This window comes from Winogradskyella sp., assembly GCF_016744625.1.
Taxonomy (GTDB): domain Bacteria; phylum Bacteroidota; class Bacteroidia; order Flavobacteriales; family Flavobacteriaceae; genus Winogradskyella.
This window is the reverse complement of the sequence record NZ_JADGDZ010000002.1, coordinates 51909-78314: the sequence shown is the minus strand read 5'-3', so window position 1 is coordinate 78314 and position 26406 is coordinate 51909. Positions and strand designations below refer to the sequence as shown.

The following is a 26406-nucleotide window of genomic DNA, read 5'->3' as shown; positions in this document are numbered from 1 at the left end:
ATTATTCGTCCGTAAGGTCTACAGAATTGACTAAGATAGCTTTATCCCCAAATTTATCGGTAATCTGCTTTTCACTTATGGTTACGGGAAAAGCCATTGCCAATAAATGTTTGGCTCTTGACATTGCAACGTAAATAATTCTCTTCTTTTCCGATATAAAGCCATTTGGCTCAGGTTCTATGTCTCTAAAATTCATATTCTGTTTATGGTTTTTCTCATCAAAAAATACGAGAATAGCGTCTAGAGTTTTTCCTTTTACTTGATGAACAGTAGTAAGAGCATTTGTTTTTGCAATATCGACACGGTTAAAATGATCACTTACCGGTTCATCACGTGTTGATTTATCAAAGTATTTTGAAGCTCGCTTCAACTTAAATAATAATTTGACATCAACATCTAAGTGCTTTTCAAAGTAGGCAGGACATAAAACCGACCATTCAGCTACCGTATTAGTAAGAGCTGGCAGATTTTTAATAAGTTTTATCAATCTCGCGTTGTTCTCAAAGTCGTGAGATAGTTCTTCCTTAATCTGAGCTTTTGTAGAATGGTTTGCTTCAGGGTTTTCTACTTCGACAGTGATATATCTCATTATTTTAATAGCTTCCTTTAGATTATTGTCCTCGTACTCTATTCTCGCTGTTATAAGATCATAAGGAAGCCTCTCGTTCCAGGGTTGCTGTAGTGCATTTCTTCCAAGCATTTTATTTCTAACTGTATTTCCTCTTACAACAACTTTACGGTCATCATAACTATTTACGTAACAATAATTATCAAAATGTTGGATTATTGCGCTTCGATCGTCTGATCTATATCTATAAATTAAGATAGGTTCTTCAAGGTCTTCTGCACAAGCAGAGTTGATTTTTGAAACACTATCCGGTCTCAATAATGAAAAACAATCTATGATATGCTGGGGAGATCTTCTATTGTCTGTAAGTTCTAAACCTTGATAACCATCATCTTCAAATTTCGAAAGAAATAGTTGGGGATTTGCGTCTCTAAACTCGTAGAGACTTTGATATGGATCACCTATGAATTCAATGTTTTGTAAGCCTTGAGATTGTAATTCTTCAAAAATCTGATGCTGCAAGAGTGAGTTGTCTTGTGCTTCGTCTATAATAATATGTGGGAATCGTTTAACAAGCCATTGCGCTATTTTTGGGTTTTTGCGTAGTAATGTCAAAGCTATGAACGAAGAGTCATTTGTTGTAATAAGACCTTTTTCAAACTGCCATTGTTTTATATACTTACAGTATTCTTTAAAAACTTCAAGATCAACTTTATCTTCTGAAGGTGCATTTCCTTTTACAGTATAACTACCATTAGGCTCAAGCCTAATTTGTGAAGGGGGATATAAAAAGTAGATACTTCTATCATCTTTTGCTTTGAAGCCGTTCATTTTGTAGGTAATACCATCAACTAGCTTTCCATTTTTATTGTATTTGATTTTCCAAAATGAATCAAGTCTTGAATTATTATCTAAGATTCTAGGCCTTGCAAAATTTCTCTGTAACAAATAGTAGAATGGTAACGTAATGTAAATATTAATAAAACTATCTATTGTACTTACCAAACTAGGATATGATAAGGTTTGACCACTAAGTTTATTATATGTTTCGTTCAGTTCGTTTTTTGCTGCGTTTGTAAAGGATAAACAAGCAATTCCAGAATAAGTATTGTACTTTTTGCGGTAACCTGGCTCAAGGTTAATAATTTTTTGTGCTATGGCTGTTGTTTTTCCACCACCAGGACACGCATTTAAGACAACCTTACCTTCGGCATCCAGATAGGCTTGAAGTTCAGGAGTAATATCTATATTCATACTCCTTGCCTTAAATGTTTCAACCCTTTGCGAATGTATTTTGGAACTTTAAATTCCTTCCGAGCCCTTTTAATGTTCTTCAATAAGTAGAGTGAGAAATTTTGTGCAAATGCCCCTTTTGAAGTAAATGTTTTCCATAACAAAATTGCAGTTTTTCTTCTGTAGCTTTCATCCCAGTCTTCATCTTTAACCGTCTCGAGGTATTCTAAAATACTAGATGCCTTATCATCGTCAATTTTCTTTATATATTTAAAAAGGAAGTTGTTTTGTAAATCAGCTCTTTCTTCGGGAATGTTTGCAAGTGCAAGCTCATATTCTAATGTTTTCTCAGCATCAAAAACTTTAATATGATCTCTGCTATTTGCAACAGATTTCAAATTAGCAACCCTTGAATTTGGGGCAGCAGATTGGATCTCATTATCTAATACATTCAACACTTTATAACCATCTGCTATAAGCTTGTCAAACTTATAATCCTTACTTTTTGATTTGGGATATTTGTCATTATCTGTTAGAATAGAAATAGGTTTAGTAATTGCCTTTTCGTCTTTCGACGAATTAAACAAATGCATAAAAGGATAAAAACTTGTACCTCCTACGTTTACTAATTCAATCCTATAATCTTCTAAACGATACTTTTTTAGTTCGGCAAATGCCGTTATAAGTAACTCTTCAGAAATACCCTCAACGAATAGAACAGCTTTTGCGAACAGCAATTGAGATTTGGTAACGTCTATATAACGTTCTAATTGATCTTTTCTGAATTTGAATCGAGCATCCTTAACTGCGTTACCTTTTACGGTGTTTTCCACAATACTTTCATCATCTCTGTTTTCAAACTGCTTTGAAAGTCTAAATGCATTGTCATCTAAAAGAATTAGGTTCTTTAATGGGACTTTTGATGTTAACGTAGGCGAATGGCTAGTAATAAATAGTTGGCTATTTTTAGAAGTACTGGAGTCTCGTAAAAAGCCATACAAACTTAATTGAAGCTGAGGGTGCAAGTGCGCTTCTGGTTCTTCTATTAATAGGGCAAAATGAGGAATTTTATTTTCTTCAATTTGATGCTTTATATCTCCTAAGACTGTTGCAATGTAGATTAAGTTGTTCTGTCCTAAACTATTTTGCCACAATGAAAAACCGTCTCCAGTTAATGAAGTTCTATTGTGAGGTAAATAAGGCTTGATTGCATTTACAATATATTCTGTTTTAGATTGCTCAATTTGAAGCCCTATTTGATTATCTCTAAAACGTTGGTAAATACCAGATAAATTATCATTTACTCCTAATCGAGTTTCAGAGACTTCTGGTTGCTCAAGCAATCTGTCATTTGCATCTGTCATTATTTGCTCGATAGTTGCCTCAGACCCATTTTTTTCTACGCGTCTTTTAATAACACGACCCAGCACGTTTCCTCGGTTACTTAAAAGATCTCTTGTGCTATCTCTTAAACCACTTAAGTAATAATGTTGGAAAATTTCAAAAGTTTTATAATCTGCACGTTGTCCTTCTACATTGCCAGTATAATATGAAGATATTGGGTATTTACCACCTTTGTTCTCAAAAGTTAATGTGATGCCTGCATACTCATTTGTGTCATCATCTGGATCTATAACCATATATTCATAAAGAGCTCCTTTTTGTGATGCAGATAGGCCTCTAAACTCAAATGATATTGTGATTTTATCTGCACGCTCGACTGCAATAGAGTCATCTTCGTTTTTAGTGATACTTTCGTGAAAGTCAGAGAAACCAACAGATAAATCCCTAAGTGGCTCTCCCATATTATATAGTAAGCGTATGGAATCTATGACAGCAGATTTATTACTTCCGTTTTCTCCAATAAGTATATTGATTCGCTTGTGGAATTCCAGTACCATTTTCTTGATACCTCTAAAATTTTCTATGCTTAGTTTTGATAAATACATTCTATTTTATTAAGCTACCAAACCTTGAATTCTATCTTTATTCAAATCACAAAGGCAAATGGTTAAGTAGTAGTTTATGCGCTATATTAAAAAAGTATACAAGTTAAAAAACATTCGCACCTACTCAAGTGAAAACTAAAGTAAATCTTCTATAAACTTTTTGTAAATAAATTGAAAAACAACTTTTAGTAGTTTGCCTGTCAAACAATTCGGCGATTGCCCAATGAAAAAGACAGCACACGATTACCACGATTTACAGCAGAGTATAGATTCCTTAATTGGAAAGTTTGGGCTTCAAAAAACCATTGAGGTTATTGATAGTTTAACCAGCAATACAGAGCTTACCACTCAAGACAAGGAGAAAGTAAAACTTCTTCTCGTTTTTATTATTTCACAAAGCATTGAAGTCTTTGATTTAAAAGAAGAAAACTTCTACACCAGCAGCGTTCAAGAGTATCGTGAGGCTCGTATGTCCTGTTATTATTTACTCAAAAAATATACAGATTCTAGTTATGCAAAGATTGGCGAGAGTTTTAAGCAGTCCAAACGTGCCATACTATACAATTACCACAAGTGCGATGAGATTCTTTCCATCCCACAATTCTACAAACCTTTTGTAGAAAAATTCAAAATCCTCGAAAACAACATCATCAATTTTATTGCAAAATTGAATTAAGCCTATGCAAGATAAAATAGCCCAAGAGGTACAAGATGCCCTAACTGCAACTCCAGAAGAAATCAATTTTGAACAACTTCAAAACGAAGATAGTAGTCCGCTTAACCAACCAGTGATTGAAAAAGACATAGGTGGTGAACGTCCTGTTGATGCAGATGAAGAAAAACAAAAAAGCTGGAACGTTTGGAAACCAGAACAAGAGCATAAGACCCTTGATGAATTAGAACCTGGACGCAGCGGAAATACTCAAACAGATTTTAGAACTAAGGTCGAAGCCAAGGTCGAAAAGGAAAAAGAGCAAGAACCACTTGATGCTCCAGAGCAAGAAATCAACGGAAATGGATTTGATACTGAAGCTGATGAAACCGTAACCGACCAAGATTTTGAAGTTCCGCTCGCGCAAGCTAATCAAGCAGCCGATGCGATATTGGGAATGTCTAACAATGTTCTTGCAGTTGGCGGTGGTTACTTCGTAAAAATAAAAAAGCACCAAGAGTTCTATGAGTTTGAAGAAATCATTCAGGTTGTAGACCAGCAAAATGAAAAGAATGTAGAGCGTATAAAGCTTGACAAAGAAGATCAAGCTTTACTTAGACCATTGCTTGCTCAAGTACTTCGTAAGAAAGCTAAAAAGCTCACGCCAGAACAGCAATTAATGGGTGCAGTCATTTCCATTTTGATGAAAAAAGCACAAGTCGTTATGGAAGTGCGTGCAGAGAACAGTCTACTTGAAAACCGCATTCTCGATATCGTTCGCCAAGAAAAAGGTGAGACTGAAATAGAAGATATTGAGGAGGAAGATGAAAATAAGGACGATACAGATAGTGCTAATTATGCTTTCTCGAAATCGAGCGTGCGAGATTCACGACCGCAGGGAGAGCGCAGCGTTAAAGCGCAACCAGAACAAAAGCCACTTAAAGAAAAAGTAATTAAACCTGAACCTACCATTCAAGATATAGAAGTCGAAGAAGTCGATGATGATATTCCAATCTTAGATGTTGCTGAAGAACCACAAAGCAATTCGTAATGTCAGGAACTACATCTAATCGAGGACGTAAGCCCATAAGCTATAAGAAAGAAGATTTAGAACGCCAACCGATGATTATGCTCGTTTGTGGCGAAACAGGTGTTGGTAAAACCTATCGCAACAAACAAGAGATCAAACACTATATGATGGATCATTTAGTGATGGGAAAGAAAGGTCGCAAGGTTTTGGCCTTTGATACCAATGATGATGATTATCCACAATTCAGAACCGTAAGCCCAAATCATTTGAAGGCACTTACCAAAGTCTCTTCAAGACGCATCCGTCCTTTTAACGCAGATGGTTCGCCTATGGATAATGACGAAAAAAAAGAAGTCATTACGAAGATTATGAAACATTATAAAAATGGTCTCGTAGTCTTAGACGATATTGACCATTATATGACAGGCGCAAAAGGACAGTCTATGATAGGTGCGCTTTGTACAGTGCGTCATAAAGGGATTGATATCGTACTAACGCACCAGTCTGTAGCAAAAATCACAACCTCTGAGTGGCAAAACTGTACGTGGTTGCGATTGCACCACCAAGTAGATGATGTGACGCGCTATCGAGAACGTATTCCTAAGTATCAAATGGTGCGTATCGGTCAGCTTATCGTAGATGAACAATATGAACTATGTTCCAATGCTTTTGCAATGGGAAAGATTACAGATCTTGAATATAAAATCCAGAAGAGTTTTTTCGTGTATGTCAATATGCGAGAGCAACGCATTAAAGGTTGTAGTCGCGCAGCCTTTATAAGGGCTTGTAAAAAGTTTATCGACCAGGAAGAAAGTAGAAAAGTAAAGATGCTTTTAAATGAACAAGATTTTAATGAAAACAATATTTACAAAACCAAGAATGAGGCTATTGTAAAATTGATTTCAGATAAGTTACGTTATCACGAAGATGGGTTGAGTGGTCCTTTATGATAAATTGGTGAAGAAGGGAGGAGTCGAACCTCCCCAGCGCCGTCCTGATTTCTTTCGCTGATTAACTTTCTTGGGGTGCTTATCTTAAGTCAGGTGTTATCGGTACCACACTTCTCCACTAGCGCTAAACTCCAGACAATACTATTAAAAATAGTTCCATATTCATTTTTCACAAAATTCTTTACTTCATTAATTTTTATCATAATCACGTTTTTTAAAATTGTTATTAGTTCACTTAACGAGAAGTGCATACCAAACCTGACTACGGATAAACCAACATCAAAAGATTTCGTTAACCAAGAAATCACGATCTTAAATATCTTCAAATACAATTTACTCCTTTCTGGTTAATAGTCAATAGTTAGAGATTTATTTTTTGAATATTTTAAGTATTCATCGTCCCAAAGTCCCTTTCGCGACAGCGGAAAAACTACCATTCATTCTCAACTTCGCAGTCAATCAAGGTTTAGAGACCTCGCCAACTAATTCAAAACGAAATCAATCAATAATTAAACGAATGGCAAACAAGAACGACATCGCCTGGACACCAATTCTGTATTGTGTGGGAGCAGGCGTCGCTGGAATCGCATTAGGAACATTTTTAATTGCTCCGATGATGCAAAAAATGAAAGCTAAAAAATTAGCTGAAGCAAAGAAACCAGCAACCGCAAGTCCAACTAAAAAATAGTGTTTAGAGACACTTTTGGACACCAAAACAAAAGTATCATCCTGTTTTTTGAACAGGCAAACAATGAAAACAAATGAAAGATTATAACGACGAATTAATGCGTTACGAAGAAGCTGCTGAAGATCAGTATGACGACTACGATAACGACGAGATGTACGACGATGAAGAAGACGACTTCGATACTGGATTTGAAGGTTTAGAAGACGGTTATGACGAAGAGTACGAAGATGAATATGATGATTACGACGACTACGCTGATGAAGGCGAGTACGACGATGATGCCTATGATGATTACACAAAATCAAGTATTGGCAAGATAGACCCTAACGATAGAACCCTTACGGTTGTCGTGACTAACAAATCTGGCGCTCGTGCAGAGGCAGTTATTTTTGGTGGTAATGCAGAAGCTGCTCAACCTAACGGACTAACCGTTGAGATTGAAGAGTCCAGTCACAAAGAAGTACGTGAAGAGAGCAAATCAAATCCGTTCAAGATTGCGGGAATGAAATACTCTGTGAGTAACGCACTGCAATTTGATAACGTGCTACGTATTGACCGTAGAACCGCTTCTGGGTCTAAAACCACCAGAGTTTATCAACCGCGTAATGCGACTTCGCCACAAAACTTTACCCAACAACTCATCGACGATGATAACTTCGAGATGGATGTTACAGGTCAGGATTCCCTGCGTGTATCTGTAGAAGATGGTGTGACGGCAGTATTCACATTTACGATTAAAGCGAGAGCAAATCTGGGTAACCTTTTAAAAGGCACTAACGTGGCAGAGCTTTCAAGAGCACCACGTACCACTGGGCTTCCACAACTGGATTTAATCCGTAGAAAAAGACCAACAGCATTAGGTGTGCGTCCTAGACGTAGAGTGGTGAGACGTCCTACTCGTAGAGTTGTAAAACGTCGTAGACTAGTCAGAAAACCGGTGGCGAGACGTCCAGTTTCTCGATTGGTAAGACGTCGTAGACGATAGTCCTGTAATAAGGAAATCGTCCAGACTTTGTACCTAATACCAGACAGCCAGAGTCGGTTTTCCCCTAAACCATACACTCTGGCTGTTCTTATTGAAATCAAGATGAAAAACTCAAAACAAACACCTTCACTAGCTCAAAATAGAATCGATTATATCGTCTATCACAATACAGATGATGTTGCAAAATTGTTGTTTGAGTATGGTTTTGAAGCGCCCGAAGACCCTAAACACCTAGCAGAAGCTATAAAAGAACTTGCTCGCAAAAAAGGTCGGAAGGTTATTAAAGAGCTCATACAATTACATCCCGATAAGGAGGCTATTCTAAAGCTTAGCCAACCCAAAGAAGACAACTTTTGTGGTGCTTGTAGCAACGACTCTTACAATACAGAAAGTAATTTCTGTAAAGCTTGTGGGCATTCTAATTATTCAGGCACAGGAGATGAAGACAGTTTTCTTAACCAGTTTGAGAGCTATTCTGACAAGGACTTAGAACGCTATTACCAGACCATCGTAAAACGATCTAACGCTCAAGCAGATGATAAGAATCTTGCGCAGGAAGTTCAAATGGTTTGGAACGAAGTGCGCATTCGTAAAGAAGCAAAGAAAAAAGAAGCAGAACCTAAACCACAACCGCATAAAACCTTTAGCGTGACTAAAGATGAACTCCTACTTTTTGGAGTGGTTTTCATCGCAGGCGCTTTAGTTGGGCACGGTTTAAAATTCAATTTTAGCAATGTCAAATAAACAATCACAATACAATCAGGCGATTGATAACCTTACTTATTTGGTTCTCAATTATCCAAAACCTGTTCAAGAATTACTTGCTAAAAGCAATGTGTTCTTTCAAGGTAAACCATCAAAAGAGCAACTCGTAAATGAGGTGGTTGACCTATTAAAAGATGGAGATTACGCTTTCGCGAAAGCGTTAGAAACTTTAATAGCTCGTTTCTCATCACAAGAGAACGACCAATTTTGGGGAGCGATTGCCAAAGGTGCTGTAGGCATTATAGGTGGACTCTTTAAGAAAAAGAAACGTGGAGGTTCATCTAATAGTGGCGCAGCTCAAGCAGCTGCACAAGCAAGAGCATCTGCCCAAGCTGCTGCGGCCAAAAGAGATATGGAAATGCGTATGCAGCGTATGCGAGAAGAGCAAGAACGCAAACGTCGTGAGGCAGAAGAAAGACGTAGACAAGAGGAAGCACGTCGTCGTGAGGAGGAAAAGAAGAAAGCCGAAGCTGCAAAAAAGAAAACCAATATGATGCTAATGATAGGCGGCGGTGTGGTCGTCTTAGGAATCGGAGCGGTAGTATTAATGAAATCGGGACGTCCACCTATGCCTTACGGACAACAACCGATGCCAATACCGAGATAAAATGACAAACACCTACGCACTTACGGATTATGATGTTTATCAGGACGAAGACTACGATAATTTTGGAGGCAGACGTCGTCGTCGCAGAAAGAAACGACGTACTCGAAAATTATTAAAACGCAGACGGTCTTCTAAACCAAAATTAAGCAGACCACCTGTAAGAAGTCGCCCCAGAGTCGTTCTTGGTCGTCCTATGAAATTACCGCCTATTCGAGTGAAGAGTATTCCTGTGATTCGTAAGAAAACGGTACAACCGAAAAAAGCGGTCATCAAGACTAAAAAACCACCAGTCAAAACAAAGACACCCATAAGTCACTTGATTAAAAAATCAAATCCATCGGTTGTCAAAACACCATTATCGGCTGTTGCAAAAGCCGAAGTCAAACAACTTCACACTGCACAAGTAGAAGCCAGTAAAAAGACAATGAAATCTGACAGTAAGGTGAGCAAAGTGGTTAAAGTTATTGCTGTCGTGGGCGTTGTAGGTGTCACAGGATTTGGGATTTATAAATTCATTCAAAACAAAAAATTACAAAATGGACATATTAGCACAAGTAAATGAAATTGACACAACGGTCTCAGGAGAAATAAGTGATGGGTTTTTGAGTGCCTCAATTAAAAACGTGGGAGAGGGAAAAGCTTTGGTTAATGGAGTGGTTTTATTTCCAGGCGAAGCAAAGGGCTACCCTTTTGTGGGTAAAGGTTATAAGAAAATTACCTACGATCCTGGAGCCTCGACCTTAAGAATAATGCAAATTATCTAATTCCCATTTATGATTTTAGGAGAAACAGAGAGCATTTTAAGTCGCCATCTACAAGATGAGGATTACGATGACTTTTTTGGAAATAAAAAGAAACGTAAAGCAAGACGTGCCAAGCGAAAAGCAACACGTGCGGCCAGACGAACGGTAAGAAGATCTGCTCCAAAACGAATAGAGCGCAAAGCAAAGCGCACGAAGTTCTTTAAAGATGTAGGACAGATTTATAAAGAAGCTGGTGGCGCTACAGCAATAGGTCAAGTAATCGATTCGTTTACTACACCAAAACCTTTAGATGGATATGGCACTAACGCAGAATTACCTTCGGACTTCTCTGTAGACTTAGGAGCTCCAGAAGTTCCAGAAGAAGAGAAAAAAGGGATTCCTACCATCGTTTATGTTTTAGGTGGCGTCGTAGTTGTCGGAGTGATTGGACTTGCAGTAATGAGTAGTTCTAAGAATAAGCAATACCAACAATATCCTCAGTGATAACAACCATTCCATCAAATAGAGAACGCTTTCAGATAAAACTGACCATTATGGCTTTGATGCCTTTTGAGTTGGGAATTCGTGTGTATGATCCTGAGCATCCTAATAGCTATTATTTTAGGAGAAAAGCCGCTTTCGCGAAAGCAAACTCAAAACGAGAATTTGTGATCGCATTACCTGTCTCTCCAGAAGTGCTGGAGATGGAAGTCTTTGATAAAAACCACGCAGATGACGATGCTTTTGAAATCGTCAATGTGAAAATTGAAAAAATGCCAGCACTTGCGGTTTGGGCGACTGACGACCAACATCGTTTCTTAGAATTTGCGATTCAGTTTGCACAAAAAGCAGGTTATGTGCCTCCTGGTTTTTATGAAAGCACCGACAACGAATTTCTATTTCAATATTTAGATAAAATAACAGATCCTTTTGGTACAGAGCTTATCACACCAGCGAGAACGCATCGCAAAATGCCGAGAGTTCAGATATCACAACGTTTATTTAAATCGTACACCATTCCTATTCGTGTTGCCATTTTAGCACACGAAGGTTGTCATTGGTTCTTAAATACGCGCAGTCAAACCACCGCAGATTTATGCGGAATGAAACAATACCTCGATTATGGTTTCCCAACCATTGAGGCGGTGTATGCGGTAACGAAAGTGTTCGGGAAAAACCCAGAAATGGTTGGTGCATCACAAATTGAGCGTACCAAAGATGTTATCAATTTTATAGAAAATTATAGAGCCAATGAGTAGAGCAACATATACTTGGTTAGACAAGCAGGCAAGTTTAAAACGTTTCTACGCACAACTTCAAAAAGATAATGATGTTGTACAAGTAACGGTTACCAACCATACTAAGGACATAAGAAAAGTATGTCTTTGGGGTGCGATTGCTTGCACACCTCTTACTGACCCAATGTTTATAAATGAAGAAGGAACAAAAAGTGTAATCGTAGATAAGCAACCACAAGAGTTGGTCTATAATGTTGCTACAGACTTATTTTATGTAGTGAATCAATTAGGCGATTCAGTTTCGGTGGTTAACCCTTCAGGAGAACTTGTTACGACTATTGACTTATTGCAAGGTAATTCTCAGACTGATAGTGGATCTGGAGTTGGCGAAAGAAGAGCTGTTAATCCGACAATTTTAAGCGTTCCAGGTAGTATCAGTCCAGTTGCTTTAGCGGTAAATACATCTGCTAATAGTGTTGAATACGGAGTAGTTGCGGTAGCTTGCTCAGTATCAAATGAAGTCGTTTTTATAAATCAAGACTTTACAATTTTACGAAGAGAATCTGTTGGAAATCGTCCAGTAGATATCGTTTATAATCCAGTGGATCAATGTTATTATACAGCAAATTTAGTTTCAGGAACAATCTCTAAAATTTGCATCAATCGTAGAGTAAATAATTTGCCTTTAGTACCTGGAGCCAGAACACTTGGAGTTGATACAGATTCAGGTGATTTATACATTCACAATATTGTGGATGGCGCTATCAATGTGTATGATCTTCAAGGCAATCAAAAAGGAAGCGTAGGTTCTGTAGTGGCAGATATTGTTTCGTTTCAATTCCATCCAGTGACCAAGAATATGTATATGGTACTGAATAATTCAAATTCTGTTTCGGTTTTAGACACCGTAAGATTTGGAGCCATCACTAAATTAAGAGTAGGTAAAGATCCTGTAGCTATTGCTTATAATTCGCATAATGGATTGATGTACGTGGGAAATCGAGGCGATCAAACGTTCAGTAGAATTAGCCCAAAGCATCAAGTATTAGATACTATTAAAACTGAAAGTTTTGGACTTGGGTTAGCTATTAGTTCTAAGGAAGAAATTATAGGCGTAAGTAACTCTGTAGATGATACAGTTAGCATTTCGGGATTACAATCTGGTCCTACCGTAACCGTAAACGAAGAATATTATGAAGATCGTGAAGACTTCCAACATAATCCTGCAATGGTTGGTCACGTAAAGCTGGTCGCTTCTGGAGAAGACCGCATCAATGCACTACAGATTACAGAGAAGTCCGTCACTGGTACCGAAATCTGTAAAACCATCTCGTTGAGTAATAGTCAGAGTCCTCAAAACTTTGCAAATGTTTCAGAGGTATTTGACTTTGATGGAAACTTAATAGATGGACACGTGACCTGGTGTTTTAAAATCAATCCGTTACAACAAGTCAGCTTTTTAATTTATTACAATCAAATAGAGATGTATAATCTACTTCCCGAAAAATCAAGAATATCTACTGGTGTCCAAATGAGTAAAGGCATTCCAGTATCGTGGCTCGATAACCCTAAAGACGATCCACCTAATGAGTCAACTTATTAATATAGCCTTAAGCCAATACGGTGTAACCGAAATTGTAGGCTATCAACATAATCCCATTGTTCTCAACTACTTCAAGGAAATAGGTCATACTTGGGTTTCTACAGATGAAACTGCTTGGTGTTCTGCCTTTATCAATTGGGTAGCGCTCAAGGCGAAATTAGAACGAAGTAATAAACTTACTGCGCGTTCTTGGTTGCAAGTTGGCGAGGAAATCAACGAACCAAAACTTAACGATGTGGTCGTCTTCTGGCGTCATAAAAAGTCCAGTTGGAAAGGTCACGTAGGTCTTTTTATCAGTTATTCCGAAGACAAAAAATACATCTACGTCTTGGGAGGCAACCAAAGTAATCAAGTTAACATCAAGAAATATCCTGTCTATCGCTTATTGGGCTTTAGACGCTTATCCGCCATAAACCTTTAAATCAAAACAGATGCAAAAAGTAGATTATCTCATCATACAAAGTACCGATACCAGCGAAGCTAAAGACTTTGGTAAAGAAATTATTATCAATCAGCACACGCTACCAAAAGATAAAGGCGGTTTTGGATGGAACCGTCCAGGCATTGATTATCTCGTACTTCAAGATGGTGTGTTACAAACCATCATAAGTGAAGACAGCCCAACAACCACAGATTTATGGGGCATCTCTCACGGACAAAATGGTATCACGGGAATCGCCAAACACATTGCTTATGTAGGTGGCAGAACACTCAAGGAAGCTTGGGACAAAGACACGCGTACCGATGAACAAAAACAGTCACTCGAAGCGATTGTAAAGTTCTATATACTGCGCTTTCCAGACATCATTATTGCAGGTTTTAATGAAATTCCTGCCAAAGCAGATGAAGATAGTCCAGGATTTGAAGTAGCAGAATGGCTCAGAGCATTAGACATTCCCGAGCATAATATTTACAAGAGAAAGTAGATGAAAACGATTTTGACATTAGGCGTAGGTTTTTGGTTGGGTAGGCAGCTGTATATCAATTATGATAAGCGAACCGCTTTAAGAAAAGAAGCACAACTCAAAGCTCGCCTTCAGCAATTTTTAGAACAAAACGATTTCAGTAAAACCGATAGCAAAAAACACAGTAATACCATTTTCAGGAGTAATTAATGGCGATACAAGTAAACATAGATAACCGCATTTTTTTAGTTCCAGAAGCAGACGATCCGTGTGACTTCTGGACAAGCTATTTCGCCAAATTAAAGAGCGAATTAGGTCAAGAGAATGCAAAAATGATATGGCTCATTACTTGGAAATCTAACGGTTCAGCATCCTGTACAACGAGTCCCAATTTCAACAAATGGCTCAATCAAAACAATCTTGATGTTTCTAATATGGCAACCAGAACCATTGCCGATTTATCTGAAATAGGTGGAAATGTTTTTGGCTTGGGAAAGAGTTTGACAAAGGTATTATCGATTGGTGTTCCTGTGATACTGGCAGTCGTATTGGTTGGTGTTATCGTACTTCTTAAAAATTCAGCAAAGAATGCAGATGTGTCGGATTTAGCAATGCTCACACCTGCAGGTCGTGGCTTAAAACTGTTGGACAAATGAGTATGACGTATAAAATCATAGGCGCAAGTGTAGGAACTCTATTTATAGGGACAACGTTTTTCTCATTGAGGAAGCGCAGTCGTGACGTACGCACCAGCAAATTACTGACTGCTATTCAGGCGCAAATTCAACCAATTTCAAGTGGACTGACCTCGCAGAATGCTTTTGATATTCATTTTTTGAATAAGGTGTTACAAACAGTAAACCGCGAAGTGTTGGTATTAAAAACAAGTACCGCTTCTCGCTATGCAGACCAGATTCACAAAGCTTGGGGAAGCTGGTATCAAGGAGGCGATGATGAAGAACAAGTCTACGGAGTCTTTCGCAAGATGAAAGATAAAGTTCAGGTCTCTCAAGTGGCAAAAGCCTACCAAGAAACCTATTCAAAAAACCTGATTGACACGCTCAAAGACCGCTTTGATAAGGAAGAAATAACCATAGTGCTCAACATCGTGAAGGCGCTACCTAATTACAGAACAGCTTAATATGGAAATCTCAAAAACAGGATGGTGGATGATAGGTGGCGCAGGACTTGGCGTTATCGGGATAGGTGTTTTTGTTACGCTTTCGCGAAAGCGTATAAAGCAGCAAGCACTGCAATCCACGACAACCACATCTATAGGAACTGGTGTGCAAGTCACTACTGGAAACGTAGGAACTACCAAACAAGAGCCGAATTGGAACAGTCCATTTGATATGAACTATCTCACAGATGTTCAGAAATGGGTGGCACCAAAAAGTATTCAAGTATTGGACGATGCTTCGGCTAAGAAACTGGCTAAAATCATTAAGGATGCGAAAGGCACTTTTAATGACGATGAAGAGGCCATCAAAGATGTTTTCGGTAAAAAGTTGCGTGATAAAACGCAAATCGCCAGTCTTTCTAAAGCATTTTATCAGCTCTACAACAAGGATATGTGGCAACACTTGAATAGCTTTTTGAGCCAAAGCGAAATGAAGGAATACGTCTCAAACTATGTGCAACGCCTTCCCAATTATCAATCATAAATCGAACCAATGAAACAGAAATCAACAGCAACAAATCCATCATTTATGACTAAAAACAAAGACCTTTTAGTGGTAGGTGGTGTTATCGTGGTACTCGCGGGAGCTGCTACCGCGTATTATTTTATGACCAAGAAAAAGGAGAAAAAAGAAGCTGCATTAGCAACTGCATCTTCGTCTGGAGTTACAACAGTTTCAAGTGGTTCATCCAGCTATCAAACACCACCGTTTATTCCAAGTTCTTCAACTTCATCTAGTTCAAGTACGAAACCAGTTATTACTAAAACAGGCTATCCTATCAAATATGGAAGCCGTCATCCTGATGTGAAAATATTGCAACGCTATCTGAAGATCTACAAAGAAGATTTAGGCAAAACGGGACCAAAACGTGATGGTGTAGATGGGCAATTTGGTCCTAAAACCTCGCGAGCTGCACAAAAGCGATTAAAGAAAACAGTATTCACTCAAGCCGATATCGCAGGAATGCGAAAAGCGCTGTCAAGTCTCGGGAAATAATGAGCGAACAAACGATGCAAAAAGGATTGCTTATCGCTGGTGGGCTTTTGGGATTAGGATTGTTGGGCTATGTCCTCTTTAGAGATAAAGAAGAAACGATTGAAGATGCAGAATTTACAATCGTTGAGGAATCTCAATCTGTAAAAGTTGAGAAACCTATTCCACAGAAAAAAGAAGTTTCTGTGGTTGAAATGAAGCCTATAGTTTCTTTGGAAAAAGAAAAGAAAGCAATCGTCATAAAGCCCGAAGTACTACCAAAACCCAATGATGATTTTCCATTAAAATTAGGAAGCAAAGGAGAACCTGTTTATCAATTACGTGTCTATCTCTTAAAAAATCACGGTGCTGCACAAGGCTTAATCACAGATGAATTTGATGCTATTACTGAAGAACGTGTTTTGAGACTTTACAAAGTAAAAGAAGTGTCAGAACAGCTCTTCAACGAACGCAATATGGGCAACATAAAAAAGCAACACAAGGATGGCAGAAAAGCGAAGCATTAAAGATTTAATAGATGGTCTGGTAGATAAAGACGGTATCAAGACCGAAGTCACAGTAACGCTTACCAATCAAACATTAACCAAAATTGTGCTTGCTCTATTGGCTTCGGGAGCAACTATAGTGGTAGTAGTACATTTAACTAAGAATCTATTTCCAAATCATCAAATAGCTGCGTTGCAAGCAGATATTAAAAGCATAAAAGAAACCCTAAAAACACAATTAAAATGATCGAAATTTTATCACACATCTCCAATTATTTAAATAGCCTGGATTGGGCTTACATTTTCACATTCATCGTTATTGCTTATGGTCTCAACCATTACCGCTCAACTAACTTCTTTTATGAAGTTTTTAAGCTTAAAATAGCAACACGCTATCGTGTGCTCATCATCGGCATTATTTACGGAGTCGCTCTGTACTTCATACGAGGTTATCAAATCAAGATGATTGAATGTTTATTACAATCGTTTGCTTTTGCGCTGGTGTTTCATAAACTCTTATTAGAGAAATTTTTAAACAAACTATTTCAAACGAAACCCAAGGAGTAATGAAGTTTTGGAAACCTTTTTTATTAGTGCTTTGGATTGCAGGGATTCTTGTCTTGCTCATCTTTTACATCATTCCGCAAGAGGAAGCTTTGAACAATGAAACCATACTAAAACTTGAAAAGGAAAACGAACTACTTACGGTTGAAAACGTAAGCCTTGATGAAGAAATAAAAAAGCTTAAAAAGCAAACTGATAGCTTGACTGGTAAGATAGTTTTAAGCCATAAAACGATTCAAAATTTACAAAATGCATTGGATGAAAAAATTAATACTATTGATAGGATGTCTGCTCTGGACTTGTATGAGTATTTCTCAGGATTTACAGCCGATAGTACAAGACTTAAACAATAAGAAATATTTCTGTTTTGACTTATCACAATCAAAGTATTTGGCAAAGCGATTAGAGTTCAGTCTTTATCAAGATAGCATTATTGATACGTTGCAATTACGCAATTATAGATGGCAGTATCTCACTCAAAAAAAGGATACGATCATTTTTAAATTGGAGCGTAAAGTTGAGAATTTTGTTGTCATTCAGGATAATGATGAATCTCATATTCAAGAGCTGAACTTGACCATTAAGAGACAGCACAAACAAATTAAAAGAGGTAAGCTGGAGCGCTGGTTTTTTGGCGGTGGCTTACTTGTATTAACCGGAATAATAATAGCACAATAATGAGTATAGTAGGATATCAAAGTAATGTGCCAAAAGCACAAGGTGGCGGATTAATAGCAAACACTCAGCGAGAGCTGAGTGTGCCATCTAATCAATTAAATGCAGATATGTTGCACTCTCCTGGTCGTAATATTTATGCAGTGATCAACGAGAATATCGTAATCGGCAAGGACATTCGTTTGCGTTCAAGGTCTGGAAGAAAGGAAATTGCTGGCTGGCAATTAAGTCTACCTGCACCGATCAACAAAAATCAACAAGGCGAGCATACAGGAACACTGTTGAGCCGTCAAGGAAAACCGTTTTACTATGCGATAGATGACGACGGTCGTGTATTTGTAAGCGGTATTTTTAACGATCCAGAAGATGAAATCATTTTTAATGTGAATCCGTATGTGGCGGAGCTTCCATTGAAGTTTAGACCGTTTTCTGGTGGAATATTTGTGCTACCACCTGATGTTATTGAGAAAGACGAAATCGAAGAGTCTGAGCCAGTTATAGTAAGACGAACTCGAGTACCAAGCACCTTTTAAAATTTAATGATGCTTTCGCGAAAGCGTAATCTAAAAACTAATGGACTTAATTAAAATTCTTGCAATTGTACTGGGCGCTACTGGGTTTTGGAAACTCATTGAAGTGCTATTGCAATATGGGACGCAAAGACGTCTCAAAAGCGCCGAAATACGCAATCTCAATGTTCAGGCCAATAGTCTTGTGGTAGAAAACTATAAGCTATGGTCTGAAAATATGGAGAAACGGTTGAAACAACTGGAAAGTAAGAATACCTTGATGAATAAAACGATTACCAAACAAAGGGATCGTATAACAGATCTTGAAAGATATATCGAGCAATTGGAAGCTGAAATTCAATTATATAACAAACAAAAAAACAATGAACGTGGACAAAGGAAATAACACATTGAACTATATTTTTGGGGCGTTTATACTGCTAAGCGCTGTAAAAATAAGTTCAGATTTATTCTTGAGATACAAGAAAAGTAAAGAAACAGCAAAAGGTTGTGGCTGTGGTAAAAAGTAACAATCAACATATCTATGTTGGATTAGGCACCTTGTCAATTTTGCTGATAGGTGCTTTTGTTATTTACAGAAAATCAAAAACAAAGTCAATTAAAAATCGAGTGATACGAATGACTCAACGACCTATCGATTTATCTGTTTTTGACAGTCCAGATCTTCCTGGCTCTGGTAGTTGTATGGATAGGCAATTAATCTTTATGCTTCAGCAACTGGAAGCCAGAACTGGCTACCCTATTTTTCAATGGATTAACTCTGGAGCTCGTAGCGCTTCACACAACAAAAAAGTAGGCGGCGTTTCCAGTTCGTCTCATAAAATCCCTACGTGTAAAGCTGTAGATATTAAAGCTCAAACTACGTTTATCCGTAATCATCTAGTCTCTGTAGCTCGCGATGTTGGTTTTAAGCGCATTGGAGTAGGTAGAACCTTTGTGCATCTTGATACAGATGAAATGAAGTCGCAGTATGTGGCTTGGGGCTATCCAAGTGGGACACCTGCGGAGGTAAATCCTTTTGTTTAGGTTTTAAATTAATTACTTTACTTTGTCTTAAAAAAGTATTGTGACAAGAATTAGGGCAAAGGAAATTGAGCAACTACAGATTGAACGCTTTATATCTAACGTGAAGCACGGTATCATATTTCAGACATGAGAAGCGTCTGAAACACCAGATTTTACTGCGGAGACGACTGATAAAATCATATCGATAGAACATACGAGATTCATTAACAATCAAAGTAAAATGATTGAAGTCTACCGGCAAAGTATTATCGATGCAGCACGCCTTAAATTTGAGGATAAGTACGATGTGGAGTTGCAATGTATGTTCAGGTACTCTGATGCCGTGATGGACAAGCGACATTCTAAAAACCATTATATTGACTTGTTTTTCAGTCTTGTAGAAACTATTTATTTAGCAAATAAGGGAAGAGATTTTAGAGTTAGTACTAAACATTGCAAGTTAGAAAATGAATTTGTAGATAGTATCAATGTGAGCTCAGATACTACTTGGAGTAACTGGCAATCCGTAGGTGCATATCTGGTAAAGCCAATAGATTACAAAGATGTACAACTTGTAATAAATCACAAAGCCAGTCTAATTACCCAATACCCAAATAATATTGATGAAAAATGGCTTGTTATTATTGCTGGCTTAGGTCATCGATCATCAGGATACAGATTCGATTTACTCGATAGGTCATCAATTGATAAAAACGGTTTTGATCGTATTTATTTTTTTGATGATAGATCTGAAGATACTATTGAGATTGTTTAATTGGAATTAAAGACTAATGATACCATTTCTTTCAGATTATTATCCTCTTCGGTAATCCACTGGTTATTTTCTATTAATTTCTTTAAAATAGTTTTATGCTTTGTATCTAAGTCTTTTATGTCAAGATTAGAATAATTTTCAGGATTATCCATATCTGCCCATAGGCTTTTATGTTCCGACTTTACGATGCTTTTTGGATTTGCGGTTGGATATAACAACTTAATATTAGGGATAATTTTTTTTATCATATTAAAAATGAGTAAGCCATCATAATCCCAGTCTGCGGAGTAATAAATTGGTAAACCTCTGTTATCTGTGAATTTTAATTTATCAATATTTTTACCGCCAGCATACCATAATTCATACCCATATTTTTGTGGTAATGATGGCTTTTTTAAAAAGTCTAAATTTTCACAAAGTATTATTAGATTAGCTTTCTCGCATAGTAGCTTGTACATATACTGCTGATCTTTATCATCTGCAAGTTCTTCAATTTGAAGTATTTGTTTTATGGCATCTATGAGCGATTTCTTTCCGAGCAAATACTTTTCATTTTTAAAAAACATAGAAGATACATTTCTAACAGTATCTTCATTTTGGACAATTTGGTCTCGTATTGGCAATAGCTGACCATTATCCATACGACGCTTCATATCCATTAGCTCAATAATATCTGCCTCTTCAAATCTTGTTTGGGGTTTTAAGAGTTTATTATGTTCTAAAAAATCATAGTATTGATTAAATTTCTCTAAATGCTCTTCTTCATACATCTCAAAAAATTCTTCATCATCAGAATAATAAATTTTATAACCTTCTTTTATCTCTTGAGTATCGTTCAGTAAATGTTGAAACAAAGAGTCCTTGATTAAAGTTTCTTTAATCTTTGTCTGTTTATCTCTATAAAGTTCATTTAGGGATTTTAGTGCGACCCAATTCATTGTTTATTTATATTTTTTAAGTAATCTGATAAATCTTCTCTAGATTCATTTGTTTTAAAATAGCTGCTTGGCATCGCATAATTAATATTAACGTCTTCATAGCCCTCTATTAAATGGTGTAAATACCAACCTTCATTTTCATTAGATCCGTAAGGTTCTGGTGTCATCGTTAGCATTTGATATCCAAACTCTTTTGCTATGTTAGGAAATGTGTTAAAGTTACCTTTATCCATATTTGAGACTTCTTCAAGTATTAAAAACTTTACACCTTTTCTATCTTCCTTTTGTACAATAGAAAGTCTCCCAATACCTAATAAAACAATCGCAGTATAGCTTTGTCCTGTGCTTCCTGTTTGGTCAACTCCATCTTTGTCAAGCAACCTCGTACTCAAATCAAAATACGTTTTCGGGTCTAATAGATCTGAAAATTTAATCTTTTCGTTGTAGGATGTTGCTTCTGTGAAAATCTTCTCAACAAAACTTTCTACTGAGTCTGAAAATTGCAATTCTCCTTCTGAATATGCAGCTTGTGTGGAAGATTGTAAATTTTTCATCCAATCTATTTTAAAAGTCTCATTAGGTGTGAAGTCGATCTTGAAGTTGTATTTATCACTAATAAGTCGCTCACTAAAGAAGTCGTTTAAATCTTCAACTATTTTTTCAAAGTCTTTATATTTTGTTTTTGTCAACTTAAATATTCGGAGCATCGCCTGAGTGATGGCCTGCATTACTTTAGTTCTGTTTTGATTGGATTTTTTAAGTGCTGGTGCCAGATTTTCTGTATGCTTAATTTTTGGACCTAAAAGAACTAATTCTAAAACTTCAAATGAATAGTTTTGATCATCCATCTGGTTTTTAACTTCTAAGTCATCCTTTGTAGTATCAAACTGAGACGATGCTTTACCATAAGCGTTTATATAATTATCCTTGTGCTTATTATGTTGTTTACTAAGGTCATCTAAATCAATCGAGTCGAGGTTGGTAGGTTTTAAATCGTTAATATTTAAGAGCTTAAAATGCTTTTTAAAATTTGTTAACGCGTCTTCGTATTGTTTCTTTAAGTCATCTCTTTCCTTTTCTTTTGCTGTAAGTAGTTCGTTTAATGTAGTTAAGTTATCTTCCTTTTGGGTTATTGTAGATTTTGAGTTTTTAAGTTTGTTTTGTAATTCTTTATAAACGGATTTTTTAGCAGCTATTTTTTGAATATAAGACGTTAACTGGTCGTCTATTTTCTCATCAGTAATTTTAATTGGAATTTTCTTTTCAAGCATCTCTAACTCCTGTAATGATTGCGCCAACTCTTTTTGATCAGTAAGGATCTTTGTAGAAAGACTTTCGGCTATACTCATTGCGATTTTTGAGGATTCGTATAATGAGAAGTCTTTAAAATTTTTATTGAGATTTTTTAACTCATCAACCGATGACAGATTATAAACGTCTCCTTTCTCAAATTTCAAAATTTCGACAAGTTCATTTTTAATAGACTTGATTTGCTCATCAATTGCATTCTGCTTTTTTTCTTTGGCAATTTTCATTTTAGCAGTATCTGCAAATATTTGCTTCTCATTGGAATAAGGTACGAATGTTCGCAGAGCACCAACCTTGAACCAATAACCAGAATTAACTTTATCGTCTTCTATATTATCATATTTTAAAAGAGAACTATCTTTAGTGAATTGTGTTCCTTTAGAAGGATTATTTGGTTTTTCCAAATGAACATTTTTGAGTAACCCAAACAGAACCGTTTCCTCTTCTACCGTAAGATTTCTACCATTTTTTATAATTTGTGCTATTAAAGAGCCATCTTCTCCAGCAGAAAGAATACGATTAAGCGCTTCCAAATCAGCAAGCTCTGAGGTTTTTTTCTCTTTGTATTCTGTTATTATTTTTCGTTGCGATAGCGTTTTTTCATTTATGTTATGTATCGTGCCGTATTTTTCTAAAGCTGAATTAAGCTTATTTATCTTTTCAATGATTATCTGGTCGCCATATTCATCAATATCTATCTCAACTAAATTTGCTTGATCTATTATAGGTAGCTTCATTTTTTGAAGCTGGTTAAGACTTTCTAATTTTTTCGATCTTGTATTGAACAGATTTTTATAATTTATGAAGAATATTTGAGCATTAGAATAGGTGTCGTATTCCGACTTTGTAATTCCTATTTGTTTTTCAATTTTAGGGACTCCTTTTTTTAAATTACCAATAAAATCTGTTTCCTTCTTTATCTTATCGGAAGTATCTGTGCAGTTAGTTGCTACTTTATCATACCTAAAATAATTGATGTGATATTTTGCTGTAAGGTATTTTTTTTGAGATTCATTTTTAAGCTGTTGTAACTCTTTAAGATCGCCTAACACTTCTTGTTTTAATTCAATCGTATGTATTTCCTCATCCAGCTCATTGTATTCATTTATTAGTTTCTCAAGCTTCTCTTTGTTTGATTGGTATTTAGACTGAAGCGTGTCCAAACTATTTTCAAATAGAAAATCTTTTAAAATCTTATCGCTTTCAGTATCTAACGAGTTTGCTTTTGAAAAGGATTGTATCACTTTCGCGAAAGCGTCCATATTTTCATCAATCGCAAGATTTATGGGCAAAAGCTCATTTGAATAAAGAAATTCATAGTATTCCTTTTTATCTTCTACATCCGTAAACGATTTCAGAAATCCTTTTTTATTCTTTTTAAGGTGTCTTGCAAGTTGGCTTATAGGCAAAAAGTGGCCATCTTTTAAAAAATCTTTACTGTATGATAGCTGGTCGGCGTTAAGTGACAAAGTTTCAAGGTCTTTTTTGTCATTATCATTATAGGCTTGGTTTAATATCCAAAAAGATTTCAAAGGTCTGCTACGCTTGTTACCTATGTTAGTACCAATGGTTATAAATTCATTTTTCTTAAACTCAATATGTATAAAAACGTAGGCATCATCGGTATCGTAAGGTATGGTATGTATGTGCCTATCTTTGTTTTTAAAACTTTCTGTACCAAAACTTATTTTGCTCTTTTGCCCAATAAATATGAGTTGAAATAAGTCTGCTATAAGCGATTTACCAATACCATTATTACCGGTAAAATCTGTTCTTACGCGATGCAGTAAATAGTCTTGATTATAGTGCTTTCTAATACCAACCGTAGATAACGAAAAAATTCTAGGATATTCTATCATTGTAATTGGCTAAGGTATTTTTCACTGAACTCTGTGAAGTTTGTAATTTCTTTTTCATATAATTTTTGAAACCTAATAATGGGTTCACGAAGCACAAAATGAATTTCTTCGCCATCCTCGACTGCCAGGTTTGTAATCCATCCTAGCCTACTGAATTCTCTTAACACACTTTTAAATGGTTTTATAACTTTTATTGACCAGTCGCCCTCAAGATAATCGTCTTGCACTTTGTTGAAAAATAATTTTTTGTACAAAATGTTGTTCTCACTTTCTTTAATTTCTTTTTTAATGTCCGCAAAGCGTACCTCTTTTTTATTTTCAAAATACTGCTCATAATACATATTAAGTAATATTAGACCTATTAGCGTTTGTTTCTGAGTTAACATTTTGTGGCGCAACGGATTTGCAAGCGCTCCTTTAGATGTATCGGGATAATCGACATAGTAGTATTTAGAGTTCTCTCTGGTTTCCATTAATAGCTCTAAACCATATAATTTTTCATAATAAAACGAAAGTTCGTTGTAGTAATCTTTAAGTAGTTTGTAGAGATAAAATCTATCTTTCTGGATGTGCCTACCAGATAGCAATTCAATATTCAAATCTGCAAAATATTCTTGTACGTCGGCGTTTTCAAAAAACGAAAAATTTTGATTTATCTCTTTATTATTTTCATTTTCCATAATGCAATATTTTGTGACAGCGAGGATTCTGGTATTTCTCTGTCTATTTTAATTTCATACTCTTTATTATGTCTTGCAAACTCTACAAGTTCAAACCCTACTTTAAGTGCAATTAAAGTATCATTTTCTTTCAATGCGATATCGTAAAAATGATTGCTAAAATCAATCTCTCTTTCTTTTTGCAACTGCTTTTTGAATAGATTAACCCATTTTGCGGTATTCTCTTGCCTTGTTAATTCTGTATCCAGTTTCAAAACTTGTGATTTAAGATGTGCTTCATTAGTCTTAGGCTCAATAACGTAGCTTTTCTGAAGACCAAATTCTTCATAATAAACCAAACCAATATGTTTAAAACGTTCAGATACTACAGACTTAATTGGGAAATGTTCAGGTAATAAGAAACCTTCTTTTTTTGAAAATTTGGCTTGCTCTAATGTAAACTTCAAGAGGCGCTTGATATTAATTCTAACTGCAGATTTATTTTTAAAATTATCTTGTACCGTTATAAGTTGCGTACTTGCATAGGCAGATCTGTCTAATAACTGTCCCAGTTTATATTCAACTTCAACAAAAAAGTCATCTACCTTTTTCTTAATTTCTACAGCTCTATCGTATTCCTCTCTTAAAATTTTATGCGCTTCTTTTTGCTTAGGCGTTTTATTATCAGGAAGACTATTTTTCTTCCTTAGAAAGTAGTTTACAACCTTTTCTATTTCTTCATCAAGACTGTTGCTTATTAAAAGAGTGTCTTTTATCTCCTCACTTTTTGCAGTGATTTTCTCAAATAAAATAGAAACGTTTTCTGCTGTTTTTAATGCAGAATCTTGATCTTGATTAATGTATGCATTAAGCTCATCAATAGCTTTATTTACGTAATCCTTTAATGCCTCTAGATGATCTATAATAACGGTACCGCTGTTTCCTTCAAAATTGAATTCATACCATCTATTAAAATCATCTATACTTTTAATTTCTGCAGATTTAAAATCTGCAAGTTTTTTAAAAGTATCACGTAACGGAAATTTTGCGTACGGACTATAAAGTTTATTATCTAAAAGTTTGACGAATTTGAGTGCGAAATCGGTTAATGCATACTTAAAGCGTTCTTCTCTTGGGTGTTCTAAATAGTACTTTAGCAAACCATCTACAATAGCATCCGTGTGAGGTACGACGCCGCTTTCCATAAGTGCCGCTTCTTTAATACATCTTTCAATATCTTTATATGTAAAGTGCTTATTTACCTGTCTATTAATGATTCTCTTATGAAGCATATAGACAGTAATACCGTCAATCTTCTTTGGAATAAGACTGGAGTATGATGCGTGTATGTCTGCTAAATCGAAATCTATAATTAATGAAGTTTAATGATTTGTGAGCTTACTAAGTTAAAAGAATTTCATTGTGATTTGTTCTTAATTTTCTAAAATATGATTTTATCGAGAGCATAAAAATTAGTTAAAGACAGCTTCAATGTTAAATAAATTTTTAACTTTGTAT

Annotated in this window: 33 protein-coding genes and 1 tRNA gene; 27 read left to right on the top strand and 7 right to left on the bottom strand. The window is 36.1% G+C overall.

What is annotated here, in order from left to right; genetic code table 11:
* Position 1 precedes the first annotated feature (1 nt).
* A complete protein-coding gene (locus QZZ53_RS00890) occupies positions 2 to 1822 on the bottom strand; it encodes an ATP-dependent helicase (protein ID WP_296380464.1) in 1821 nt (606 codons plus the stop codon).
* Entirely contained in the window at positions 1819 to 3750 is a 1932-nt protein-coding gene (locus QZZ53_RS00885; protein WP_272022825.1) for an AAA family ATPase, read from the bottom strand. Before QZZ53_RS00885 ends, QZZ53_RS00890 begins: the two co-directional genes overlap by 4 nt.
* 223 nt (positions 3751 to 3973) lie before the next feature.
* Between QZZ53_RS00885 and QZZ53_RS00880 the strand changes: the two genes are divergently transcribed.
* The 3 genes from QZZ53_RS00880 to QZZ53_RS00870 are packed head-to-tail and all read left to right on the top strand — an operon-like array spanning position 3974 to position 6382.
* Positions 3974 to 4426 carry a hypothetical protein gene (locus tag QZZ53_RS00880; protein ID WP_179022130.1) on the top strand — a complete coding sequence of 151 codons (453 nt, stop codon included), beginning with the start codon at positions 3974 to 3976 and terminating at the stop codon, positions 4424 to 4426.
* A 4-nt stretch (positions 4427 to 4430) separates the two neighbouring features.
* Entirely contained in the window at positions 4431 to 5453 is a 1023-nt protein-coding gene (locus QZZ53_RS00875) for a hypothetical protein (RefSeq protein ID WP_296380458.1), read from the top strand.
* Entirely contained in the window at positions 5453 to 6382 is a 930-nt protein-coding gene (locus QZZ53_RS00870; RefSeq protein ID WP_272022827.1) for a zonular occludens toxin domain-containing protein, read from the top strand. The genes QZZ53_RS00875 and QZZ53_RS00870 overlap by 1 nt, the downstream gene beginning before the upstream one ends.
* Before the next feature lie 5 nt (positions 6383 to 6387).
* On the opposite strand, the gene QZZ53_RS00865 is transcribed toward QZZ53_RS00870, so the two are convergent.
* A tRNA-OTHER gene (locus tag QZZ53_RS00865) sits at positions 6388 to 6499 on the bottom strand.
* 400 nt (positions 6500 to 6899) lie between these two features.
* On the opposite strand from QZZ53_RS00865, the gene QZZ53_RS00860 reads away from it, so the two are divergent.
* The 24 genes from QZZ53_RS00860 (at position 6900) to QZZ53_RS00745 (ending at position 20124) form a co-directional block, all read left to right on the top strand.
* The gene (locus tag QZZ53_RS00860) at positions 6900 to 7070 is read left to right on the top strand and encodes a hypothetical protein (protein ID WP_162851989.1); all 171 of its coding nucleotides are present in this window, start codon (positions 6900 to 6902) and stop codon (positions 7068 to 7070) included.
* Between the two features lie 73 nt (positions 7071 to 7143).
* The gene (locus tag QZZ53_RS00855) at positions 7144 to 8055 is read left to right on the top strand and encodes a hypothetical protein (RefSeq protein ID WP_042269951.1); all 912 of its coding nucleotides are present in this window, start codon (positions 7144 to 7146) and stop codon (positions 8053 to 8055) included.
* Positions 8056 to 8157: 102 nt separating this feature from the next.
* Positions 8158 to 8799, top strand: coding sequence for a hypothetical protein (locus QZZ53_RS00850; protein WP_272022828.1), 642 nt, complete (start codon positions 8158 to 8160; stop codon positions 8797 to 8799).
* Positions 8789 to 9427 carry a hypothetical protein gene (locus QZZ53_RS00845; RefSeq protein WP_272022829.1) on the top strand — a complete coding sequence of 213 codons (639 nt, stop codon included), beginning with the start codon at positions 8789 to 8791 and terminating at the stop codon, positions 9425 to 9427. Before QZZ53_RS00850 ends, QZZ53_RS00845 begins: the two co-directional genes overlap by 11 nt.
* Before the next feature lies 1 nt (position 9428).
* Positions 9429 to 9989 carry a hypothetical protein gene (locus QZZ53_RS00840; RefSeq protein WP_272022830.1) on the top strand — a complete coding sequence of 187 codons (561 nt, stop codon included), beginning with the start codon at positions 9429 to 9431 and terminating at the stop codon, positions 9987 to 9989.
* Positions 9964 to 10191 (top strand): hypothetical protein, encoded by a 228-nt coding sequence (locus QZZ53_RS00835; RefSeq protein ID WP_042269945.1) that lies wholly within the window; start codon positions 9964 to 9966, stop codon positions 10189 to 10191. The genes QZZ53_RS00840 and QZZ53_RS00835 overlap by 26 nt, the downstream gene beginning before the upstream one ends.
* Before the next feature lie 9 nt (positions 10192 to 10200).
* Positions 10201 to 10674: a hypothetical protein gene (locus QZZ53_RS00830; RefSeq protein WP_272022831.1), complete on the top strand. Its 474-nt coding sequence runs from the start codon at positions 10201 to 10203 to the stop codon at positions 10672 to 10674.
* Positions 10675 to 10733: 59 nt separating this feature from the next.
* Positions 10734 to 11429 carry a hypothetical protein gene (locus QZZ53_RS00825; protein WP_296380448.1) on the top strand — a complete coding sequence of 232 codons (696 nt, stop codon included), beginning with the start codon at positions 10734 to 10736 and terminating at the stop codon, positions 11427 to 11429.
* Complete coding sequence (locus QZZ53_RS00820; RefSeq protein ID WP_272022833.1) at positions 11422 to 13011, top strand: YncE family protein; 1590 nt, start codon at positions 11422 to 11424, stop codon at positions 13009 to 13011. Before QZZ53_RS00825 ends, QZZ53_RS00820 begins: the two co-directional genes overlap by 8 nt.
* Entirely contained in the window at positions 12995 to 13432 is a 438-nt protein-coding gene (locus QZZ53_RS00815; RefSeq protein WP_272022834.1) for a TIGR02594 family protein, read from the top strand. The genes QZZ53_RS00820 and QZZ53_RS00815 overlap by 17 nt, the downstream gene beginning before the upstream one ends.
* A 10-nt stretch (positions 13433 to 13442) precedes the next feature.
* Positions 13443 to 13937: an N-acetylmuramoyl-L-alanine amidase gene (locus tag QZZ53_RS00810; RefSeq protein WP_272022835.1), complete on the top strand. Its 495-nt coding sequence runs from the start codon at positions 13443 to 13445 to the stop codon at positions 13935 to 13937.
* The gene (locus tag QZZ53_RS00805; protein WP_145000658.1) at positions 13938 to 14126 is read left to right on the top strand and encodes a hypothetical protein; all 189 of its coding nucleotides are present in this window, start codon (positions 13938 to 13940) and stop codon (positions 14124 to 14126) included.
* 122 nt (positions 14127 to 14248) lie between these two features.
* Positions 14249 to 14572: a hypothetical protein gene (locus QZZ53_RS00800; RefSeq protein ID WP_296380444.1), complete on the top strand. Its 324-nt coding sequence runs from the start codon at positions 14249 to 14251 to the stop codon at positions 14570 to 14572.
* Positions 14569 to 15057 carry a hypothetical protein gene (locus QZZ53_RS00795; protein ID WP_272022837.1) on the top strand — a complete coding sequence of 163 codons (489 nt, stop codon included), beginning with the start codon at positions 14569 to 14571 and terminating at the stop codon, positions 15055 to 15057. Before QZZ53_RS00800 ends, QZZ53_RS00795 begins: the two co-directional genes overlap by 4 nt.
* A 1-nt stretch (position 15058) precedes the next feature.
* Positions 15059 to 15580 (top strand): hypothetical protein, encoded by a 522-nt coding sequence (locus QZZ53_RS00790; RefSeq protein ID WP_296380442.1) that lies wholly within the window; start codon positions 15059 to 15061, stop codon positions 15578 to 15580.
* Between the two features lie 9 nt (positions 15581 to 15589).
* Positions 15590 to 16093, top strand: coding sequence for a peptidoglycan-binding domain-containing protein (locus tag QZZ53_RS00785; RefSeq protein ID WP_272022839.1), 504 nt, complete (start codon positions 15590 to 15592; stop codon positions 16091 to 16093).
* A complete protein-coding gene (locus QZZ53_RS00780) occupies positions 16093 to 16596 on the top strand; it encodes a hypothetical protein (protein ID WP_296380437.1) in 504 nt (167 codons plus the stop codon). Before QZZ53_RS00785 ends, QZZ53_RS00780 begins: the two co-directional genes overlap by 1 nt.
* Positions 16574 to 16822: a hypothetical protein gene (locus QZZ53_RS00775; RefSeq protein WP_272022841.1), complete on the top strand. Its 249-nt coding sequence runs from the start codon at positions 16574 to 16576 to the stop codon at positions 16820 to 16822. Before QZZ53_RS00780 ends, QZZ53_RS00775 begins: the two co-directional genes overlap by 23 nt.
* Before the next feature lie 319 nt (positions 16823 to 17141).
* Positions 17142 to 17492, top strand: coding sequence for a hypothetical protein (locus QZZ53_RS00770; RefSeq protein ID WP_272022842.1), 351 nt, complete (start codon positions 17142 to 17144; stop codon positions 17490 to 17492).
* Positions 17493 to 17529: 37 nt separating this feature from the next.
* Positions 17530 to 17817 (top strand): hypothetical protein, encoded by a 288-nt coding sequence (locus tag QZZ53_RS00765; protein WP_296380435.1) that lies wholly within the window; start codon positions 17530 to 17532, stop codon positions 17815 to 17817.
* A gap of 179 nt (positions 17818 to 17996) precedes the next feature.
* Entirely contained in the window at positions 17997 to 18347 is a 351-nt protein-coding gene (locus QZZ53_RS00760; RefSeq protein WP_296380433.1) for a hypothetical protein, read from the top strand.
* A gap of 40 nt (positions 18348 to 18387) precedes the next feature.
* On the top strand, positions 18388 to 18729 hold the full coding sequence (locus QZZ53_RS00755) for a hypothetical protein (RefSeq protein WP_042269915.1): 342 nt from the start codon (positions 18388 to 18390) through the stop codon (positions 18727 to 18729).
* A gap of 233 nt (positions 18730 to 18962) precedes the next feature.
* Positions 18963 to 19370, top strand: coding sequence for a D-Ala-D-Ala carboxypeptidase family metallohydrolase (locus QZZ53_RS00750; protein WP_272022845.1), 408 nt, complete (start codon positions 18963 to 18965; stop codon positions 19368 to 19370).
* Positions 19371 to 19590: 220 nt separating this feature from the next.
* On the top strand, positions 19591 to 20124 hold the full coding sequence (locus QZZ53_RS00745) for a hypothetical protein (protein ID WP_272022846.1): 534 nt from the start codon (positions 19591 to 19593) through the stop codon (positions 20122 to 20124).
* On the opposite strand, the gene QZZ53_RS00740 is transcribed toward QZZ53_RS00745, so the two are convergent.
* Genes QZZ53_RS00740 through QZZ53_RS00725 form a run of 4 tightly spaced genes read right to left on the bottom strand, consistent with a single transcriptional unit; the run spans position 20121 to position 26180 of the window.
* Positions 20121 to 21062: a hypothetical protein gene (locus tag QZZ53_RS00740; RefSeq protein WP_296380425.1), complete on the bottom strand. Its 942-nt coding sequence runs from the start codon at positions 21060 to 21062 to the stop codon at positions 20121 to 20123. The genes QZZ53_RS00745 and QZZ53_RS00740 overlap by 4 nt on opposite strands.
* Positions 21059 to 24229, bottom strand: a complete 3171-nt coding sequence (locus tag QZZ53_RS00735; protein ID WP_296380422.1) for a hypothetical protein — start codon at positions 24227 to 24229, stop codon at positions 21059 to 21061. The genes QZZ53_RS00740 and QZZ53_RS00735 overlap by 4 nt, the downstream gene beginning before the upstream one ends.
* On the bottom strand, positions 24226 to 24909 hold the full coding sequence (locus QZZ53_RS00730; protein ID WP_272022849.1) for a hypothetical protein: 684 nt from the start codon (positions 24907 to 24909) through the stop codon (positions 24226 to 24228). The genes QZZ53_RS00735 and QZZ53_RS00730 overlap by 4 nt, the downstream gene beginning before the upstream one ends.
* Positions 24882 to 26180 (bottom strand): hypothetical protein, encoded by a 1299-nt coding sequence (locus tag QZZ53_RS00725; protein ID WP_296380419.1) that lies wholly within the window; start codon positions 26178 to 26180, stop codon positions 24882 to 24884. The genes QZZ53_RS00730 and QZZ53_RS00725 overlap by 28 nt, the downstream gene beginning before the upstream one ends.
* Between the last annotated feature and the right edge of the window lie 226 nt (positions 26181 to 26406).

What these genes read in the sequence shown, in the direction of transcription:
- QZZ53_RS00835 (WP_042269945.1), top strand. Translation starts at nt 9,964, where the DNA reads ATGGACATATTAGCACAAGTAAATGAAATTGACACAACGGTCTCAGGA.
- QZZ53_RS00770 (WP_272022842.1), top strand. Translation starts at nt 17,142, where the DNA reads ATGAAGTTTTGGAAACCTTTTTTATTAGTGCTTTGGATTGCAGGGATT.
- QZZ53_RS00810 (WP_272022835.1), top strand. Translation starts at nt 13,443, where the DNA reads ATGCAAAAAGTAGATTATCTCATCATACAAAGTACCGATACCAGCGAA.
- QZZ53_RS00755 (WP_042269915.1), top strand. Translation starts at nt 18,388, where the DNA reads ATGGACTTAATTAAAATTCTTGCAATTGTACTGGGCGCTACTGGGTTT.
- QZZ53_RS00775 (WP_272022841.1), top strand. Translation starts at nt 16,574, where the DNA reads ATGGCAGAAAAGCGAAGCATTAAAGATTTAATAGATGGTCTGGTAGAT.
- QZZ53_RS00800 (WP_296380444.1), top strand. Translation starts at nt 14,249, where the DNA reads ATGATATGGCTCATTACTTGGAAATCTAACGGTTCAGCATCCTGTACA.
- QZZ53_RS00725 (WP_296380419.1), bottom strand. Translation starts at nt 26,180, where the DNA reads ATGCTTCATAAGAGAATCATTAATAGACAGGTAAATAAGCACTTTACA.
- QZZ53_RS00825 (WP_296380448.1), top strand. Translation starts at nt 10,734, where the DNA reads ATGCCTTTTGAGTTGGGAATTCGTGTGTATGATCCTGAGCATCCTAAT.
- QZZ53_RS00745 (WP_272022846.1), top strand. Translation starts at nt 19,591, where the DNA reads ATGATTGAAGTCTACCGGCAAAGTATTATCGATGCAGCACGCCTTAAA.
- QZZ53_RS00730 (WP_272022849.1), bottom strand. Translation starts at nt 24,909, where the DNA reads ATGGAAAATGAAAATAATAAAGAGATAAATCAAAATTTTTCGTTTTTT.
- QZZ53_RS00740 (WP_296380425.1), bottom strand. Translation starts at nt 21,062, where the DNA reads ATGAATTGGGTCGCACTAAAATCCCTAAATGAACTTTATAGAGATAAA.
- QZZ53_RS00870 (WP_272022827.1), top strand. Translation starts at nt 5,453, where the DNA reads ATGTCAGGAACTACATCTAATCGAGGACGTAAGCCCATAAGCTATAAG.
- QZZ53_RS00830 (WP_272022831.1), top strand. Translation starts at nt 10,201, where the DNA reads ATGATTTTAGGAGAAACAGAGAGCATTTTAAGTCGCCATCTACAAGAT.
- QZZ53_RS00850 (WP_272022828.1), top strand. Translation starts at nt 8,158, where the DNA reads ATGAAAAACTCAAAACAAACACCTTCACTAGCTCAAAATAGAATCGAT.
- QZZ53_RS00735 (WP_296380422.1), bottom strand. Translation starts at nt 24,229, where the DNA reads ATGATAGAATATCCTAGAATTTTTTCGTTATCTACGGTTGGTATTAGA.
- QZZ53_RS00885 (WP_272022825.1), bottom strand. Translation starts at nt 3,750, where the DNA reads ATGTATTTATCAAAACTAAGCATAGAAAATTTTAGAGGTATCAAGAAA.
- QZZ53_RS00860 (WP_162851989.1), top strand. Translation starts at nt 6,900, where the DNA reads ATGGCAAACAAGAACGACATCGCCTGGACACCAATTCTGTATTGTGTG.
- QZZ53_RS00890 (WP_296380464.1), bottom strand. Translation starts at nt 1,822, where the DNA reads ATGAATATAGATATTACTCCTGAACTTCAAGCCTATCTGGATGCCGAA.
- QZZ53_RS00875 (WP_296380458.1), top strand. Translation starts at nt 4,431, where the DNA reads ATGCAAGATAAAATAGCCCAAGAGGTACAAGATGCCCTAACTGCAACT.
- QZZ53_RS00820 (WP_272022833.1), top strand. Translation starts at nt 11,422, where the DNA reads ATGAGTAGAGCAACATATACTTGGTTAGACAAGCAGGCAAGTTTAAAA.
- QZZ53_RS00855 (WP_042269951.1), top strand. Translation starts at nt 7,144, where the DNA reads ATGAAAGATTATAACGACGAATTAATGCGTTACGAAGAAGCTGCTGAA.
- QZZ53_RS00750 (WP_272022845.1), top strand. Translation starts at nt 18,963, where the DNA reads ATGACTCAACGACCTATCGATTTATCTGTTTTTGACAGTCCAGATCTT.
- QZZ53_RS00785 (WP_272022839.1), top strand. Translation starts at nt 15,590, where the DNA reads ATGAAACAGAAATCAACAGCAACAAATCCATCATTTATGACTAAAAAC.
- QZZ53_RS00790 (WP_296380442.1), top strand. Translation starts at nt 15,059, where the DNA reads ATGGAAATCTCAAAAACAGGATGGTGGATGATAGGTGGCGCAGGACTT.
- QZZ53_RS00845 (WP_272022829.1), top strand. Translation starts at nt 8,789, where the DNA reads ATGTCAAATAAACAATCACAATACAATCAGGCGATTGATAACCTTACT.
- QZZ53_RS00880 (WP_179022130.1), top strand. Translation starts at nt 3,974, where the DNA reads ATGAAAAAGACAGCACACGATTACCACGATTTACAGCAGAGTATAGAT.
- QZZ53_RS00795 (WP_272022837.1), top strand. Translation starts at nt 14,569, where the DNA reads ATGAGTATGACGTATAAAATCATAGGCGCAAGTGTAGGAACTCTATTT.
- QZZ53_RS00815 (WP_272022834.1), top strand. Translation starts at nt 12,995, where the DNA reads ATGAGTCAACTTATTAATATAGCCTTAAGCCAATACGGTGTAACCGAA.
- QZZ53_RS00840 (WP_272022830.1), top strand. Translation starts at nt 9,429, where the DNA reads ATGACAAACACCTACGCACTTACGGATTATGATGTTTATCAGGACGAA.
- QZZ53_RS00805 (WP_145000658.1), top strand. Translation starts at nt 13,938, where the DNA reads ATGAAAACGATTTTGACATTAGGCGTAGGTTTTTGGTTGGGTAGGCAG.
- QZZ53_RS00780 (WP_296380437.1), top strand. Translation starts at nt 16,093, where the DNA reads ATGAGCGAACAAACGATGCAAAAAGGATTGCTTATCGCTGGTGGGCTT.